Source organism: Streptomyces sp. NPDC055506 (assembly GCF_053643595.1).
The window spans coordinates 12,419-30,334 of record NZ_JBSHKH010000055.1; the positions used below are offsets into that span (position 1 = coordinate 12,419).

Annotated in this window: 13 protein-coding genes; 12 read left to right on the forward strand and 1 reads right to left on the reverse strand. The window is 69.1% G+C overall.

Features of this window, described 5'->3' with window-relative positions:
• The first annotated feature begins 49 nt into the window (after positions 1 to 49).
• Positions 50 to 1,336: an ATP-dependent Clp protease ATP-binding subunit ClpX gene (clpX, locus tag ACWIF2_RS21600; protein WP_010041898.1), complete on the forward strand. Its 1,287-nt coding sequence runs from the start codon at positions 50 to 52 to the stop codon at positions 1,334 to 1,336.
• Positions 1,337 to 1,397: 61 nt separating this feature from the next.
• On the opposite strand, the gene ACWIF2_RS21605 is transcribed toward clpX, so the two are convergent.
• Complete coding sequence (locus tag ACWIF2_RS21605; RefSeq protein WP_454362259.1) at positions 1,398 to 2,348, reverse strand: hypothetical protein; 951 nt, start codon at positions 2,346 to 2,348, stop codon at positions 1,398 to 1,400.
• Between the two features lie 138 nt (positions 2,349 to 2,486).
• Between ACWIF2_RS21605 and ACWIF2_RS21610 the strand changes: the two genes are divergently transcribed.
• The 11 genes from ACWIF2_RS21610 to ACWIF2_RS21660 all read left to right on the forward strand — a co-directional run bounded on the left by ACWIF2_RS21610 (position 2,487) and on the right by ACWIF2_RS21660 (position 17,858).
• Positions 2,487 to 5,117 carry a valine--tRNA ligase gene (locus tag ACWIF2_RS21610; RefSeq protein WP_454362260.1) on the forward strand — a complete coding sequence of 877 codons (2,631 nt, stop codon included), beginning with the start codon at positions 2,487 to 2,489 and terminating at the stop codon, positions 5,115 to 5,117.
• 147 nt (positions 5,118 to 5,264) lie between these two features.
• Positions 5,265 to 6,788 carry a bifunctional tetrahydrofolate synthase/dihydrofolate synthase gene (gene folC, locus ACWIF2_RS21615; RefSeq protein WP_454362261.1) on the forward strand — a complete coding sequence of 508 codons (1,524 nt, stop codon included), beginning with the start codon at positions 5,265 to 5,267 and terminating at the stop codon, positions 6,786 to 6,788.
• Positions 6,789 to 6,793: 5 nt separating this feature from the next.
• Entirely contained in the window at positions 6,794 to 7,168 is a 375-nt protein-coding gene (locus ACWIF2_RS21620; protein WP_454362262.1) for a DUF4233 domain-containing protein, read from the forward strand.
• Positions 7,169 to 7,245: 77 nt separating this feature from the next.
• Positions 7,246 to 7,659, forward strand: a complete 414-nt coding sequence (ndk, locus tag ACWIF2_RS21625; protein ID WP_184592637.1) for a nucleoside-diphosphate kinase — start codon at positions 7,246 to 7,248, stop codon at positions 7,657 to 7,659.
• A gap of 265 nt (positions 7,660 to 7,924) precedes the next feature.
• Positions 7,925 to 8,944, forward strand: coding sequence for a rod shape-determining protein (locus ACWIF2_RS21630; RefSeq protein WP_121888712.1), 1,020 nt, complete (start codon positions 7,925 to 7,927; stop codon positions 8,942 to 8,944).
• Positions 8,945 to 9,088: 144 nt separating this feature from the next.
• Entirely contained in the window at positions 9,089 to 10,036 is a 948-nt protein-coding gene (gene mreC / locus ACWIF2_RS21635; RefSeq protein ID WP_454362263.1) for a rod shape-determining protein MreC, read from the forward strand.
• Between the two features lie 13 nt (positions 10,037 to 10,049).
• The gene (gene mreD, locus ACWIF2_RS21640; RefSeq protein WP_454362264.1) at positions 10,050 to 10,721 is read left to right on the forward strand and encodes a rod shape-determining protein MreD; all 672 of its coding nucleotides are present in this window, start codon (positions 10,050 to 10,052) and stop codon (positions 10,719 to 10,721) included.
• Positions 10,722 to 10,797: 76 nt separating this feature from the next.
• The gene (gene mrdA / locus ACWIF2_RS21645; protein WP_454362265.1) at positions 10,798 to 13,044 is read left to right on the forward strand and encodes a penicillin-binding protein 2; all 2,247 of its coding nucleotides are present in this window, start codon (positions 10,798 to 10,800) and stop codon (positions 13,042 to 13,044) included.
• Positions 13,041 to 14,240, forward strand: a complete 1,200-nt coding sequence (gene rodA, locus ACWIF2_RS21650) for a rod shape-determining protein RodA (protein WP_454362266.1) — start codon at positions 13,041 to 13,043, stop codon at positions 14,238 to 14,240. The genes mrdA and rodA overlap by 4 nt, the downstream gene beginning before the upstream one ends.
• A 54-nt stretch (positions 14,241 to 14,294) precedes the next feature.
• Complete coding sequence (locus tag ACWIF2_RS21655; RefSeq protein ID WP_454362267.1) at positions 14,295 to 15,800, forward strand: CYTH and CHAD domain-containing protein; 1,506 nt, start codon at positions 14,295 to 14,297, stop codon at positions 15,798 to 15,800.
• Positions 15,801 to 15,887: 87 nt separating this feature from the next.
• Complete coding sequence (locus ACWIF2_RS21660) at positions 15,888 to 17,858, forward strand: TIGR03960 family B12-binding radical SAM protein (RefSeq protein ID WP_454362268.1); 1,971 nt, start codon at positions 15,888 to 15,890, stop codon at positions 17,856 to 17,858.
• The last annotated feature ends 58 nt before the right edge of the window (positions 17,859 to 17,916 follow it).

The following is a 17,916-nucleotide window of genomic DNA, read 5'->3' on the forward strand; positions in this document are numbered from 1 at the left end:
CGCTGGACGTGGACGTCCAGTCGTCTCCCAGGCGAAGGGGAAGCACACCGTGGCACGCATCGGTGACGGCGGCGATCTGCTCAAGTGCTCGTTCTGTGGCAAGAGCCAGAAGCAGGTCAAGAAGCTCATCGCAGGGCCCGGTGTGTACATCTGCGACGAGTGCATCGACCTCTGCAACGAGATCATCGAGGAAGAGCTCGCGGAGACCAGCGAGGTGCGCTGGGAGGAACTCCCGAAGCCCCGCGAGATCTACGAGTTCCTCGAGGGTTACGTGGTGGGTCAGGAGGCCGCCAAGAAGGCCCTCTCCGTAGCGGTGTACAACCACTACAAGCGCGTCCAGGCCGGTGAGAACGGCGGGGCGAACGGCCGTGACGACGCCATCGAGTTGGCGAAGTCCAACATCCTCCTCCTCGGCCCCACGGGCTCCGGCAAGACCCTCCTCGCGCAGACCCTCGCGCGCATGCTGAACGTCCCCTTCGCGATCGCCGACGCCACGGCGCTGACGGAGGCGGGATACGTCGGCGAGGACGTCGAGAACATCCTCCTCAAGCTGATCCAGGCCGCCGACTACGACGTCAAGAAGGCCGAGACCGGGATCATCTACATCGACGAGATCGACAAGGTCGCGAGGAAGAGTGAGAACCCGTCGATCACGCGTGACGTGAGCGGCGAGGGCGTCCAGCAGGCCCTGCTGAAGATCCTGGAGGGCACCACGGCCTCGGTCCCGCCGCAGGGCGGCCGCAAGCACCCCCACCAGGAGTTCATCCAGATCGACACGACGAACGTGCTGTTCATCGTGGGCGGTGCCTTCGCCGGGCTTGAGAAGATCATCGAGTCCCGGGCGGGTGCCAAGGGCATCGGCTTCGGCGCGCAGATCCGCTCCAAGCGCGAGATGGAGTCCAAGGACCAGTTCCAGGAGGTCATGCCGGAGGACCTGGTCAAGTTCGGCATGATCCCCGAGTTCATCGGTCGGCTCCCGGTCATCACCTCGGTCCACAACCTCGACCGCGAGGCCCTGCTGCAGATCCTCGTCGAGCCGCGCAACGCGCTCGTCAAGCAGTACCAGCGCCTCTTCGAACTCGACGGTGTGGAGCTGGACTTCGAGCGCGAGGCCCTCGAGGCCATCGCCGACCAGGCGATCCTCCGCCAGACCGGCGCGCGTGGCCTGCGGGCCATCATGGAGGAGGTCCTCCAGGGCGTGATGTACGAGGTCCCGTCCCGCAAGGACGTCGCCCGCGTCGTCATCACGGCGGACGTCGTCCAGTCGAACGTCAACCCGACGCTGATCCCGCGGGACGCGCGGGGGCGGGGGCCGGGCGAGCAGAAGACGGCGTAGTCACCCACCGCACGCGAAAGGCGCCCAGCACTGCTGCTGGGCGCCTTCGTCGTTGTCTGCCTCAGGCTGCGACGCGGACTTCCCCACGGACCTTGGTGGTGAGGTCGATCGCCACGTCCTTGGTGACGCCCCGCGCCGCCTCACCCGGCGACACGAGGGCGATCGTGCTGTAGTCGGCCCACGCGCAGAACCAGTTGGTCTTCTCCTGCTTGGTCCGCTCGTCCTGCGCCTTGACCGACTGGCACTTCATGACCGCGCCGTCGAGGTCCGCCTCCTCGGGCTCGCCGATCAGCTCGGGCTTGCTGGACCCGGAGGCGGATTCCTTCTCGGAGGACTTCTTGAAGTTGGCGAGGAACAGGTCCAGCGTCGCCTCCGGGTCGGAGATCTCACCGTAGGCACCGGCCACCGTGAGCGTCTTGGCCGACGCCATCTTGGCCGCGGACGACGGGTCGTCGGGGTCGTACTCGCTCAGGTCCACGTTGGAGTAGAGGGCCGCCGACGTCTTGGCGTTCTTCACGCCGCTCTTCTCCAGCTCCGACTTCTCGTTCTCACCGGTGGTCTGCCCGTCCTTCGTGGTGCGCTTGTACTCGCTGAGCACGGTCGACGGTGTCGTCAGCTTGTGCGGCCCGTCGTCCTCGAGGCCACCACCCCCGCCGATCACGAAGTACGCGCCCACAGCGAGGGCCGCCACGACTGCGACCGCGCCGAGGATGATGCCCGTCTTCTTCTTGCCGCCGCCCGGCGCCGGGGGCTGCGGGACGCCGTAGGGGGCCTGGCCGTAGGGCGGCTGCGGCTGCTGGCCGTACGGGGGCTGCTGGCCGTAGGGGCCGGGCTGCTGGGGCGGGGCACCCTGCGGGTAGCCGTAACCCGGCTGGGGCGGAGGGGCCTGCTGGGGGTAGCCGTAGCCGGGCTGGGGCGCCTGCGGCGGCTGGCCGTACGGACCGGGCTGGCCGTACGGTCCGGGCTGCTGAGGCTGCTGCCCGCCGTACGGGCCCGGCTGGTTGTAGCTCATGTTCTGGGTTCCCCTCCAGATGCTTATGTGTTCCAGACATCCTGGCGCAGACCCGTCGTGTGCATGGCATCGGGGCCCCCACCGTTACAAAGCAAACGCGTTTCGGGACAGGGGAGTGACACCTCTAAACTGACCCCCGTGACCGAGAACGCTCAGCAGCAGCCACCAGCGCCCAGCACCGACCTGCCGACCCAGTACGCGCCGGCCGACGTAGAGGGGCCGCTGTACGAGCGCTGGGTAGAGCGGGGTTACTTCGAGGCGGACGAGAAGAGCGACAAGCCGCCGTACACCGTCGTCATCCCGCCGCCGAACGTCACGGGCAGCCTGCACCTCGGGCACGCCTTCGAGCACACCCTCATCGACGCCCTGACGCGTCGTAAGCGCATGCAGGGCTTCGAGACGCTCTGGCAGCCGGGCATGGACCACGCCGGTATCGCCACACAGAACGTCGTCGAGCGGGAGCTCGCCAAGGAGGGCAAGTCGCGGCACGACCTGGGCCGTGAGGCCTTCGTCGAGCGGGTCTGGCAGTGGAAGGGCGAGTCCGGCGGCCAGATCAGCGGCCAGATGCGCCGGCTCGGCGACGGTGTCGCCTGGTCCCGTGAGCGCTTCACCATGGACGAGGGCCTGTCCCAGGCCGTCCAGACCATCTTCAAGCGGCTCTACGACGACGAGCTGATCTACCGCGCCGAGCGCATCATCAACTGGTGTCCCCGGTGTCTGACGGCCATCTCGGACATCGAGGTGGAGTACCAGGACGACGACGGCGAGCTCGTCTCCATGAAGTACGGCGACGGGGACGACACCATCGTCGTCGCCACCACCCGCGCCGAGACCATGCTCGGTGACACGGCCGTCGCCGTTCACCCCGAGGACGAGCGCTACAAGCACCTCATCGGCAAGCTGGTCAAGCTGCCGCTGACCGACCGCTCCATCCCGGTCGTCGCCGACGAGCACGTCGACCCGGAGTTCGGCACGGGCGCCGTCAAGGTGACCCCGGCGCACGACCCGAACGACTTCGAGATCGGCCAGCGCCACGACCTCCCGGCCCTGACGGTCATGGACGAGCACGCGGTCATCACGGCCCACGGCCCCTTCCAGGGCCTGGACCGCCTGGAGGCCCGCTCGGCCATCGTCGCCGCGCTGCGCGCCGAGGGCCGGATCGTCGCCGAGAAGCGGCCGTACGTCCACTCCGTCGGCCACTGCTCGCGCTGCAAGACCACCATCGAGCCGCGGCTGTCCATGCAGTGGTGGGTCAAGGTCGGTCCGCTCGCGAAGGCGGCCGGTGACGCCGTCCGCGACGGGCGCGTCAAGATCCATCCGCAGGAGATGGAGAAGCGCTACTTCGACTGGGTCGACAACCTCCACGACTGGTGCATCTCGCGGCAGTTGTGGTGGGGTCACCGGATTCCGGTCTGGTACGGCCCGAACGGCGAGGTCGTCTGCGTCGGCCCCGACGAGGAGCCGCCCGGCACCGAGGCCGATGGCTGGCGCCAGGACACCGACGTCCTCGACACCTGGTTCTCCTCCGGCCTGTGGCCGTTCTCCACGATGGGCTGGCCCGAACAGACCGAGTCGCTCGCGAAGTTCTACCCGAACTCCGTCCTGGTCACCGGCTACGACATCCTCTTCTTCTGGGTCGCCCGGATGATGATGTTCGGCCTCTACGCGATGGACGGCACCCCGCCGTTCCACACCATCGCCCTGCACGGCATGGTCCGCGACCAGTTCGGCAAGAAGATGTCGAAGTCCTTCGGCAACGCGGTCAACCCGCTGGACTGGATGGACAAGTACGGCAGCGACGCCCTGCGCTTCACCCTGGCCCGGGGTGCCAACCCCGGCGTCGACGTCCCGATCGGCGAGGACTGGGTCCAGGGGTCCCGCAACTTCGCCAACAAGATCTGGAACGCGACGCGCTTCGCGATGATGAACGGCGCGACGGTGGACGGCCCGCTGCCGGACGCGTCGAAGATGTCGTCGACCGACCGCTGGATCCTCTCCCGCCTCAACTCGGTCGTCGCCGAAGTCGACGCGTTCTACGAGGACTACCAGTTCGCGAAGCTGTCCGACGCCCTGTTCCACTTCGCGTGGGACGAGGTCTTCGACTGGTACGTCGAGCTGTCCAAGACGACGTTCCAGGCGGGCGGGGAGGCGGCCGAGGTCAGCAAGCGGGTCCTCGGCGAGGTCCTCGACGTCACGCTGAAGCTGCTGCACCCGGTGGTTCCCTTCGTCACCGAGACGCTGTGGACCACGCTCACCGGCGGCGAGTCGGTCGTCATCGCCGAGTGGCCGAGCGACAGCGGTTTCCGTGACAAGGGTGCCGAGCAGGAGATCGAGTCGCTCCAGTCGGTCATCACCGAGGTCCGCCGCTTCCGCGCCGACCAGGGCCTCCAGCCCGGCCAGCGGGTCCCGGCCCGGCTGACGCTGGACGGCACGCCGTTCGCGACCCACGAGGCCGCCATCCGGCAGCTGCTCCGCCTCCAGCCGGAGGGCGACGCCTTCACGGCCACGGCGACCCTGCCGGTCGCCGGCGCCGAGGTCGCCCTCGACCTCTCCGGCACGATCGACGTCGCGGCGGAGCGCAAGCGCCTCGCGAAGGACCTCGCGGCCGCGGAGAAGGAGACCGCCCAGGCGACCGGGAAGCTCGGCAACGAGGCGTTCCTGGCGAAGGCCCCCGACCACGTCGTGGACAAGATCCGCACCCGCCTCGCCAAGGCGGAGGAGGACATCGCCCGCATCCAGGCGCAGCTGGAGCGCCTGCCGCAGGCGTAAAAGGTTCGTACGGTCGTGGCGGCCCCGGTGCTGTCAGCGCCGGGGCCTCCATGTGGTTAGGGGCGCGGGGAACTGCGCGACCAGCCCCCACGGACCCGCACCCGCCCACAGCGAACAATGTCACTGCCCCTCCGTAGACTGGGCCCCGTGAGCGAGCTCCCTCCAGACCACAACGCCGACGACCAGCCCGACCCCCTCGACAGCTTCGAGGAGATCATCGCGGAGGAAACCGACCGCGACCCCGACCTCGCGGTCATCGAGGCCGGCAGCCGAACCCTCCGCACCCAGGGCGGCCCGCCCGAGGCCGACATCCCGACCCGGCCCGCCGACCCCGAGGTGGACAAGGCCCTGCGCGAGGTCGAGGCGGAGCTCGCCACGCGCTGGGGCGAGACCAAGCTGGAGCCCTCCGTCAGCCGTATCGCCGCGCTGATGGACGTGCTGGGCGAGCCGCAGCGCTCGTACCCGTCGATCCACATCACGGGGACCAACGGCAAGACCTCCACCGCCCGCATGATCGAGGCCCTGCTCGGCGCCTTCGAGCTGCGCACCGGCCGCTACACCTCGCCCCACGTGCAGTCGATCACGGAGCGCATCAGCCTGGACGGCGCCCCGATCTCCGCCGAGCGGTTCATCGAGACGTACCAGGACATCAAGCCGTACATCGAGATGATCGACGCCCAGCAGGAGTACCGGCTGTCCTTCTTCGAGGTGCTCACCGGCATGGCCTACGCGGCCTTCGCCGACGCACCCGCGGACGTCGCCGTCGTCGAGGTCGGCATGGGCGGCTCCTGGGACGCGACGAACGTGATCGACGGTGACGTCGCCGTCGTCACGCCCATAGACCTCGACCACACCGACCGGCTCGGCTCCACGCACGCCGAGATCGCCACGGAGAAGGCCGGCATCGTCAAGCAGGGCGCGACCGTCATCATGGCGCAGCAGCCGGTCGAGGCGGCGCAGGTGCTGCTGAAGAAGGCCGTCGAGGTGGACGCGACCGTGGCCCGGGAGGGCCTGGAGTTCGGCGTCGTCGACCGGCAGGTGGCCGTCGGCGGGCAGCTGGTGACCCTGCGTGGCCTGGGCGGCGAGTACCCGGAGGTGTACCTGCCGCTGCACGGCGCGCACCAGGCGCACAACGCGGCCGTGGCGCTCGCCGCCGTCGAGGCGTTCTTCGGGGTCGGCGCGCAGCGGGCCGATGCGCTGGACCTGGACGCGGTCCGCAAGGCGTTCGCGGCCGTGGCCTCGCCGGGGCGGCTGGAGGTCGTGCGCCGGTCTCCGACCGTCGTGCTCGACGCGGCCCACAACCCGGCGGGTGCCCGGGCCGCGGCGGATGCGATCGGGGAGGCCTTCCAGTTCAGCCGTCTCATCGGTGTCGTCGGCGCGAGCGGCGAGAAGAACGTGCGCGGGCTGCTGGAGGCCTTCGAGCCGGTGTTCGCCGAGATCGTGGTCACCCAGAACTCCAGCCACCGCGCGATGGACGCCGACGAGCTGGCCGGTATCGCCGTCGAGGTGTTCGGCGACGACCGCGTTCAGGTCGAGCCGCGGCTGCCCGACGCGTTGGAGGCCGCGATCACGCTGGCCGAGGAGGAGGGCGAGTTCGCGGGCGGCGGTGTGCTGGTCACCGGTTCCGTCATCACCGTCGGCGAGGCCCGACTGCTCCTGGGGAAGGGCTGAGACCCGTGCGTACGCTCTGTTCTTCGACCCTGATCGGCGAGTTCTTCGTCATCGGCTTCGCCGGTCTGGTCGCCATGAAGGATCCCGGTCTGTCCATGGCGACGGTGTGGACGGTCAGCGGTGTCGCGATGTTCCTGTGTCTGGTGCTGTGCGGACTGGTGACGCGCCCCGGCGGGGTCGTGCTCGGCTGGGCGCTGCAGCTCGCGCTCATCGCGTCGGGCTTCGTCGTGCCGATCATGTTCTTCCTGGGCGCGATCTTCGCGGCCCTGTGGTGGGCGTCCGTGCACTACGGGCGGAAGGTGGACGAGGCGAAGGCGAGATTCGCGGCCCAGGCGGGCTCCCCGAGTGCTCCCGGTCCCTCCACACCTGACGCTGCGTAACGAGCGCCCCGACACGCCGGGTAATCTCGTCTTTCCGTAAAACCTTCACGCATACCTTGACGCTATAGGAGCCCGTCGTGACCCAGCGCACCCTCGTCCTGCTCAAGCCCGATGCCGTCCGGCGTGGCCTGACCGGCGAGATCATCGGCCGCATCGAGCGCAAGGCGGGCTGGCGGATCACCGCGCTGGAACTGCGCACCCTGGACCAGGACACGCTGGAGCAGCACTACGGCGAGCACAAGGGCAAGCCCTTCTACGAGCCGCTGGTGGAGTTCATGGCCTCCGGCCCGGTCGTGGCGCTGATCGTGGAGGGCGAGCGGGTCATCGAGGGGCTGCGCGCGCTCGCCGGCCCGACCGACCCGATCGCGGCCGCGCCCGGCTCCATCCGCGGCGACTACGGCGTCATCGTCCGCGAGAACCTGATCCACGCCTCGGACTCGGAGGAGTCCGCCGAGCGTGAAGTGAAGATCTTCTTCCCGGGTCGCGCCTAAAGCGCGAAGGGCGAGCAAAGTCCGGGAGCGCCGCTCCCGGACTTTCCTGGCATATACGTGCCGATCGAGGGAACGATCGCCCCCGAACGCCCGTCTCCACAAGCGAACCCGCACAGCATCTGCTGACATTGGCGGAGACCCTCCCGCAGTGTTCGCGAAGGCGCGTCTACGATGGAAGCCTTCACGTCACAGCACCCACCTTTGCCTACCTGAAAAGCCCTCAAAAGCTAGTGGGAAGGCCAGACGAATCCTGATGGGGAACTCAATGTCGTTCATCGGCCGTGACATGGCTGTCGACCTCGGGACCGCCAACACGCTGGTGTACGTCAGGGGTCGCGGGATCGTACTCAACGAACCGTCCGTCGTCGCGATCAACACCAACACCGGTGGCATCCTCGCGGTCGGGGCCGAAGCGAAGAAGATGATCGGGCGCACGCCCGGCAACATCGTTGCCGTACGTCCTTTGAAGGACGGCGTGATCGCCGACTTCGAGATCACCGAGCGGATGCTCCGCTACTTCATTCTGAAGATCCACAAGCGGAGGTATCTGGCTCGTCCGCGGGTCGTCGTCTGTGTGCCCTCGGGCATCACGGGCGTCGAGCGCCGCGCCGTCATCGAGGCGTCGTCCCAGGCCGGCGCCCGCCAGGTGCACATCATCGAGGAGCCCATGGCCGCGGCCATCGGCTCCGGCCTGCCGGTCCACGAGGCCACGGGCAACATGGTGGTCGACATCGGCGGCGGCACCACGGAGGTCGCGGTCATCTCCCTCGGCGGCATCGTCACCGCCCAGTCCATCCGTGTGGCGGGCGACGAACTGGACAACGCGATCATCCAGCACATCAAGAAGGAGTACTCCCTCCTGCTGGGTGAGCGCACGGCCGAGCAGATCAAGATCACGATCGGTTCGGCGTACGACCTCGACTCCGACGAGCACACCGAAATCCGCGGCCGGGACCTGGTGTCCGGGCTCCCGAAGACCGTCGTCATCTCCGCCGGCGAAGTCCGCAAGGCGATCGAGGAACCGGTCAACGCGATCGTCGACGCCGTCAAGACGACCCTCGACAAGTGTCCGCCGGAGCTGTCCGGCGACATCATGGACCGGGGAATCGTCCTGACCGGCGGTGGGGCGTTGCTGCGGGGTCTGGACGAGCGGCTGCGCCGGGAGACCGGCATGCCGATCCATATCGCCGAGGATCCGCTGGACAGCGTGGCGCTCGGTTCCGGTAAGTGCGTCGAGGAGTTCGAGGCACTCCAGCAGGTGCTGGACGCCCAGCCGCGCAGATGACATAACTCTTCGATTCCGCCGTACGGGACGATCTCCTCTCGTGCGGCGGATCGTTGATATAGAGGCATAAGCTCCCACAAAGCAGCCCCTCGGGTTTCCCTGGGGCTCCCCGAATTCCTATGAGGAAGGGCACGGCCGCCGCACGTGAGGGACACACGAGAGAGTCGGCTGCTCCTGGTGCTGCTGATCGCCATCGCGTTCGCTTTGATCACGGTGGACATCCGCGGCGGAGAGGACTCGCCCGTCGACGGTGCCCGGCAGGGCGCGGCGACGGTCTTCGGCCCGATCGAGAGCGGTGTCTCGGCCGCGGTCGACCCGGTCGGCAACGCGGTCTCCGCCATCCGCGATTCCGGCGAACGGCACGACCGGCTCGCCGTGCTGGAGGAGGAGAACGCGGCCCTGAAGGCGAGACTCGGCAGCGACGACCGCAGCCGTAGCCGCCTCAAGCAGCTCGACAAGATGCTGAAGGTCGCAGGCACCGGCCAGTACGGCATCAAGGGCGCCCAGGTCATCGCGATAGGAGCCGCGCAGGGCTTCTCCTGGACCATCACCGTCGACGTCGGCGCCAACGACGGCATCAAGCGCGACATGACCGTCCTGAACGGGGACGGGCTGGTCGGCCGCGTCACCACCGTCGGGCCCAACACCGCCACGGTCCTGCTCGCCAGCGACCCCGACTTCACGGTCGGCACCCGGATGGAGTCGGGCGACGAGCTCGGCTTCGCCTCCGGGCAGGGCGACCGCCCGCTGCGCGTGGAACTCCTCAACGGCAAGGCGGAGGTGAAGAAGGGCGACCGTCTGGTCACGTTCGGCTCGCAGGCCGACCGTCCGTTCGTGCCCGGTGTGCCCGTCGGCGTGGTCTCGCGTGTCGACCCGTCCGGCGGCGGCCTGACCCGCACGCTCTATGTCACGCCGTACGCGAGCTTCACCAAGCTCGACATCGTCGGTGTCGTCGTCGACGTCCCGAAGAAGGACCCGCGCGACACGGTGCTCCCGCCCAAGCCCAAGCCAACCCCCAGGCCGACGGTGACGGTGACCGTGACGCCGTCCGCCGAGGCACCCGCAGACGGCCAGAACCAGCAAGAGCAGTAGGAGCTGTCACCTCATGCGCGTCAACCGGATCCTGCTCTCCTCCGCCCTGGTCGTCGTCGCCCTGGTGATCCAGGTGAGCGTCCTCGCCCGCCTGCACCTGCCGGGCGCCGTGCCCGACCTGATGCTCCTCACCGTCCTCGGCCTCGCCCTGGTGTACGGGCATGTGGGGGGCGCCCTCGTCGGCTTCGGCGCGGGCCTGCTGGCCGACCTCGCCCCGCCCGCAGACCACGCCGCCGGGCGGTACGCCCTCGTGCTGTGCCTCATCGGCTATCTCGCCGGCCTGGCGAAGCCGGAGACGGGCCGGCTGAAGTCCGCCACCGGCCCCATGGTCGTGGTGGTCGCCGCCGCCGTCGGCACGACCCTGCTGTACGCCGGAGTCGGCGCCCTCGTCGGGGACACCGCCGCCCGCCATGTGGGCCTCGGCAGCCTGCTGTTCACGGCCGCCCTGTACGACCTGCTGCTCGCCCCGTTCGTCGTGCCGGGGATCATGGCCCTGGCCCGGCGCGCCGAGAACGATCCGCTCGCCGACACCGGCTCGTCCGCCAAGGCCACCGACATCTCCTCCGGCTGGCTCTCCGGCGGCACGGGCCTGAAGATCGGCAGCCAGCGCAACGGGCTGCGGGTGAAGGCGGCCCGGGCCCGGATGGCGCGGGCCGGGCGCATCAAGGGGGTCAAGCGGCTGTGAACGCAGGGGACTTCATCCCGTCATCACAGACGTCGTCAGGGACTCGTACGCGTAGGGAGAGGGGGAGGCAGCACCCGTGACCAACATTCCCGAGACCGGTCGGAACACACGGGTCCAGATCCGGCTCGTCGTCATCCAGGTTCTCGTCCTCTCGCTCCTGCTCACGCTCGGCGGACGCCTGTGGTACCTCCAGATCCGTGAGGGCGCGGCGTACGCCAAGGAGGCCTCCGGGAACCACGTACAGCAGGTCGTCCAGCCCGCCGTCCGGGGTTCGATCCTGGACGCGCGCGGTGTCGCCCTCGCCGACAACGAGACCCGGCTGGTCGTCTCCGCCTCCCGCACCGACCTGCTGAAGATGCCGGACGACGGCAAGGACGTCCTCGCCAAGCTCGCCAAGGTCCTGGGCATGAAGCCCAAGGAGGTCATGGCGAAGGTCCGGCTGTGCGACTCCGAGACGCCCCAGCCCTGCTGGAACGGCTCGCCGTACCAGCCCATCCCCATCACCGACGAGGCCACGCCCAAGCAGGCCCTGCAGATCCGCGAGCGCGCCGAGGACTTCCCCGGCATCACCGCCGAGCCGCAGGCCATGCGCCGCTACCCGAGCCCCGGCAAGGCCAACACCGCCCAGGTCCTCGGCTACCTCTCGCCGGTCACCGACGAGGAGATCAAGCAGGCGCAGAACACCAACTCGCCGTTCCTGCGCTCCGACCAGGTCGGCCGCTCGGGCCTGGAGCGTCAGTACGACAAGGCGCTGCGCGGCAAGGCCGGCGTCACCCGCTACGAGGTCGACAACCTCGGCCGCGTCATCGGCCAGGCCGAGGCCGACCCCACCCACCCGGGCGACAACCTCGTCACCAGCATCGACTCGCGCGTCCAGCGGATCGCCGAGTACCAGCTGAACGAGGCCATGAAGGAAGCCCGCAAGCAGAACGACCGGAACACCGGCACCAACTACAAGGCCGACTCCGGTGCCGTCGTGGTGATGGAGGCCAAGACCGGCCGGGTCGTCGCCATGGCGTCCAACCCGAACTACGACCCGAACGCCTGGGTCGGCGGCATCTCCGCCAAGGACTACGCGCGGCTCACCGGAAAGAGCTCCAACTACCCGCTGCTCAACCGCGCGATCCAGGGCCAGTCGGCGCCCGGCTCGATCTTCAAGGTCGTCCCGACCGCCGCCGCGATCAACGCCGGCTACTCCTTCGACGGCCCCTACCAGTGCTCCAGCTCGTTCAACCTCGGTGGCCAGGTCTTCAAGAACTTCGAGTCCAAGGGATACGGCCCGATCAGCCTCGGCCGTGCCCTGGAGGTCTCCTGCGACACCGTCTTCTACCGGCTCTCCCACGAGGAGTGGAAGCGCGACGGCGGCGCCAAGCCGAAGAAGAAGGCCAACGACTGGTTCTACAAGACCGCCCACCAGTTCGGCCTCGGCAAGGAGACCGGCATCGACCTGCCCAACGAGGTCACCGGCCGCATCCCCGACCGCCAGTGGAAGCTGGACTACTGGAAGGCCAACAAGGACGTCTGGTGCCGCACCGGCAAGCGCAACGGCAGCTACGCCGAGAAGATCGCCTACGAGAACTGCCTCGAAGGCAACCGCCTGCGCGCCGGTGACTCCGTCAACTACTCCATCGGCCAGGGCGACACCCTCGTCACCCCGATCCAGATGGCCACCATCTACGGGGCCATCTCCAACGGCGGCACCCTCTACGACCCCTCCGTCGGCAAGGCCGTCATCAGCGCCGACGGCAAGACCGTCACGCCGATCAAGCCCAAGTCGCACGGCAAGCTGCCGATGACGAAGACGACGCGCGACCGGATAGACGACGCCCTCGCGGGAGTCGCCACCCGCGGTACGGCCGCCTGGAGGTTCGGCGGCTGGCCGCAGGACAAGATCCCGATGCACGCCAAGACGGGTACGGCCGAGGTCTACGGCAAGCAGACGACCTCCTGGTTCGCCACCTACACCAAGGACTACGCGATCGTCATGACGATCGCCCAGGGCGGTACGGGCTCCGGCGCCTCGGGCCCCGCCGTCCGCAACATCTACAACGCGCTGTACGGCGTCTCCGAGGACGGCAAGATCGACAAGAAGAAGGCCCTGCTGCCCACCCCGCAGGAGGCCCTGCCGAAGGTCAGGACCGACGGCACCATCACCTCCCCGAAGGTCTCCAAGGACCCGGCCAAGGACCAGCAGGCCGGCAAGAAGGACCCCAAAGCCCCGGCCGACCCGCTCCAGCCCGCGACGGCGGCCCCGCCGACGCCCGAGAACCGTGACACCCGAAGGCGGCGGCGCCGCAGGGGAAGCCGGAGGCCGACGACATGACCGGCGTGAACAGCTTCCAGGTCTCCGGCTACGGGCCCGAGCGCACCGGCTGGACCCGGCTCCTCGCCCGTGACTCGGTGGTACGGCGGCTCGACTGGCCGATCCTGCTGTCGGCACTGGTCCTGTCCCTGCTCGGCACCCTCCTCGTCTACTCGGCGACCCGCAACCGCACCGAGCTCAACCAGGACGACCCGTACTACTTCCTCATCCGCCACCTGCTGAACACCGGCATCGGCCTCGCCCTGATGGCCGGCACGATCTGGCTCGGCCACCGCGCCCTGCGCACGGCCGTGCCGATCCTGTACGGCGTCTCGGTCCTGCTCATCCTGCTGGTGCTCACCCCGCTCGGCTCCACGATCAACGGCGCCCACTCCTGGATCAAGCTCCCCGGCGGCTTCTCCCTCCAGCCCTCGGAGTTCGTGAAGGTCACGATCATCCTGGGCATGGCCATGCTGCTGGCGGCCCGGGTCGACGCGGGCGACAAGCAGTACCCCGATCACCGCACCGTCGTGCAGGCCCTGGGCCTGGCCGCCGTGCCCATGCTGATCGTGATGCTCATGCCCGACCTCGGGTCGGTCATGGTCATGGTCATCATCGTGCTCGGCGTGCTGCTCGCCTCCGGGTCGTCCAACCGGTGGGTGTTCGGTCTGCTCGGCGCGGGCACCCTCGGCGCGGTCACCGTCTGGCAGCTCGGGATCCTCGACGACTACCAGATCGCCCGCTTCGCCGCCTTCGCCAACCCCGAGCTCGACCCGGCCGGCGTCGGCTACAACACCAACCAGGCCCGCATCGCCATCGGCTCCGGCGGACTGACCGGCTCCGGCCTCTTCCACGGCTCGCAGACCACCGGCCAGTTCGTCCCCGAGCAGCAGACGGACTTCGTCTTCACCGTGGCGGGCGAGGAACTGGGCTTCCTCGGCGGCGGACTCATCATCCTGCTGCTCGGCATCGTCCTGTGGAGGGCCTGCACCATCGCCCGTGACACCAGCGACCTGTACGGCACCATCGTGGCCGCCGGCATCGTCGCCTGGTTCGGCTTCCAGACGTTCGAGAACATCGGCATGACGCTCGGCATCATGCCGGTCACCGGCCTGCCGCTGCCCTTCGTGTCGTACGGCGGTTCATCGATGTTCGCCGTGTGGATAGCGGTCGGACTGCTGCAGTCGATCCGGGTGCAGCGGCCGATGTCCGCGTGACACGGGCGGGGCGGCACCCTGCCGCCCCGCCGCCGAGCCGACTAGATTCGGTTCATGGCGGACAGCAAGCGCGAGATCGAGCGGAAATACGAGTCAGAGGACAGCGGGCTTCCCGACCTGACCGGCGTCGCCGGGGTCGCGGCCGTTGCCGACAAGGGTGTCGCCCACCTCGACGCCACCTACTACGACACAGTCGACGAACGCCTCGCCGCGTCGTCCGTCACCCTGCGCCGCCGCACCGGCGGCTCCGACGCGGGCTGGCACCTGAAATTCCCGATCGCCCCGGGCGTCCGCGACGAACTGCACGCCCCGCTCTCCGACACCCTCCCCGACGACCTCGCCGGGCTCGTCCGCTCCCGCGTCCGCGACCGCGAGCTGCTGCCCCTGGTCCGGCTGCGCTCCGAGCGTGACGTACGCCACCTCCTCGACGCCGACGGCGGGCTGCTCGCCGAGGTCGCGGTCGACGCCGTACACGCCGAGCGGCTCACCGCCGGCGGCGGCCAGGCGCAGTGGACCGAGATCGAGGTGGAACTCGCCGACGGCGGCGACCCGGCCCTGCTCGACAAGGTGGAGAAGCGGCTGCGCAAGGCGGGCGTACGGCCCTCGGCGTCGCCGTCGAAGCTGGCCCGCGCCCTCGCCGAGACGGTGCCCGCCAAGAAGCGCCCCTCCGCCTCCGCCGGGGACCCGGTGACCGCCGGGGACCATGTGCTCGCCTATGTGCGCACCCAGCGCGACGCGATCGTCGAGCTCGACCCCGCCGTCCGCCGGGACGCCGAGGACTCCGTGCACAGCATGCGCGTGGCCACCCGACGCCTGCGCAGCACCTTCAAATCGTTCGGCAACGTCCTCGACCGGAAGGTCACCGACCCGGTCGGCGACGAGCTGAAGTGGCTGGCCGGCGAGCTGGGCCTGGACCGCGACCGGGAGGTGCTGACCGAACGCCTGACGGCAACCCTCGACGAGGTGCCCGCCGACCTGGTCCGCGGCCCGCTGTCCGAGCGGCTGCACTCCTGGTCGAGCGCCGAGCACGGCAGCGCCCGCGGCCGGCTCCTCGGCGTCCTGGACTCCCGTCGCTACCTCGCCCTGCTCGACACCCTGGACGCGCTGATCGCCGACCCACCGCTGCGCAAGGCGGCCGGCAAGAAGCCCCGCAAGGTGATCGCCAAGGCCGTGAAGAAGGACTTCCGCAAGGTCACCGGGCTGGTCCAGCAGGCACGGGACCTGGAGCCCGGCACCGACCGGGACGTCGCGATCCACGAGGCCCGCAAGAAGACCAAGCGCACCCGCTACGCGGCGGAGGCCGGCGGACCGGCCCTCGGCAAGCCGGCCAAGAACCTGGTCAAGTCCATGAAGGGCTTGCAGAACCTGCTCGGCGAGCACCAGGACAGCGTGATGGCCCGGCAGACCCTCCGCGAGCTGTCGGCGGTCGCCCACGCGGCGGGGGAGAGCACCTTCACCTACGGCCTGCTCCACGAGCGGGAGGCACAGCGGGCCCTGCGCGTGGAGGCCGAACTGCCCGGCTTCTGGGACGGGATCAAGGACGGTGCGGCGGCCCTGTGACCTTCCGGCGTACGGAGGCTCCCCGCGATCGCGTTAGTCTGGATGGTCACCCCTGTCAGTACAGTCCAGCTCACGAAGGTGCGCGACATGCCTGCCGAAGTCGCTGCGTCGGTCTTCCCGCAGCTCGAAGCTCTGCTCCCGCATGTGCAGAAGCCGATCCAGTACGTCGGCGGAGAGCTCAACTCCACGGTCAAGGACTGGGACTCCTGTGACGTCCGCTGGGCGCTCATGTACCCGGACGCCTACGAGGTCGGTCTGCCCAACCAGGGCGTCATGATCCTCTACGAGGTCCTGAACGAGCAGCAGGGCGTCCTCGCCGAGCGCACCTACAGCGTGTGGCCGGACCTCGAGGAGCTCATGCGGGAGCACAATGTCCCGCAGTTCACGGTGGACAGCCACCGGCCGGTCAAGGCCTTCGACGTGTTCGGCCTGTCCTTCTCCACGGAGCTGGGCTACACGAACATGCTGGCCGCCCTGGACCTGTCCGGCATCCCGCTGGAGTCCAAGGACCGCGGCCTGGACGACCCCATCGTCATGGCCGGCGGGCACGCCGCGTTCAACCCCGAGCCGATCGCGGACTTCATCGACTGCGCGGTGATCGGCGACGGCGAACAGGCGGTCCTCGAGGTCACCGCGATCATCCGCGCCTGGAAGGCGGAGGGCCGCCCCGGCGGCCGCGAGGAACTCCTCTTCCGCCTCGCCCGGACGGGCGGGGTGTACGTCCCCGGCTTCTACGACGTCGAGTACCTGCCGGACGGCCGGATCGCCCGTGTCGTACCGAAGCGCAGCGGTGTCCCGTGGCGGGTCTCCAAGCACACCGTCATGGACCTGGACGAGTGGCCGTACCCCAAGCAGCCCCTGGTCCCGCTGGCCGAGACGGTCCATGAGCGCATGTCGGTGGAGATCTTCCGCGGCTGCACCCGCGGCTGCCGCTTCTGCCAGGCCGGCATGATCACCCGCCCGGTCCGCGAACGCTCCATCACGGGCATCGGCGACATGGTCGACAAGGGCCTGAAGGCGACGGGCTTCGAGGAGGTGGGCCTGCTGTCCCTCTCCTCGGCGGACCACACGGAGATCGCCGACGTCGCCAAGGGCCTGGCGGACCGCTACGAGGAGGACAAGATCGGTCTGTCCCTCCCCTCCACCCGCGTGGACGCCTTCAACATCGACCTGGCGAACGAACTGACGAGGAACGGCCGCCGCTCCGGCCTCACCTTCGCCCCCGAGGGCGGCTCGGAACGCATCCGCAAGGTCATCAACAAGATGGTCTCCGAGGACGACCTGATCCGCACGGTCTCCACCGCGTACGGCAACGGCTGGCGCCAGGTGAAGCTGTACTTCATGTGCGGCCTGCCCACGGAGACCGACGACGACGTCCTCCAGATCGCCGACATGGCGACCAAGGTCATCGCCAAGGGCCGCGAGGTCTCCCGCTCCAACGACATCCGCTGCACGGTCTCGATCGGCGGCTTCGTCCCCAAGCCCCACACGCCCTTCCAGTGGGCCCCGCAGCTCTCCGCCGAGGAGACGGACGCCCGGCTGCAGAAGCTGCGGGACAAGATCCGCGGCGACAAGAAGTACGGCCGCTCCATCGGCTTCCGCTACCACGACGGCAAGCCCGGCATCGTCGAAGGCCTCCTCTCCCGCGGCGACCGCCGCATCGGCGCGGTCATCCGCGCGGTCTACGACGACGGAGGCCGCTTCGACGGCTGGCGCGAGCACTTCTCGTACGACCGCTGGATGGCGTGCGCCGACAAGGCCCTGGAGCCCTTCGGCGTCGACGTCGACTGGTACACCACCCGCGAGCGCACCTACGAGGAGGTCCTCCCCTGGGACCACCTCGACTCCGGCCTGGACAAGGACTGGCTCTGGGAGGACTGGCAGGACTCCCTCGACGAGACGGAGGTCGAGGACTGCCGGTGGACGCCGTGCTTCGACTGTGGGGTGTGTCCGCAGATGGACACGGCTATACAAATCGGTCCGACCGGCAAGAAGTTGCTGCCTCTGACGGTTAAGAACGCAGGTCAGGCGTCGGCTTCGAGTGGGCGCACGCACTGACGTGCGTGAGGCACTCGATCGTGTGATAGAGGCGCTGGCGGGGGTGAGCGAGGAGGAA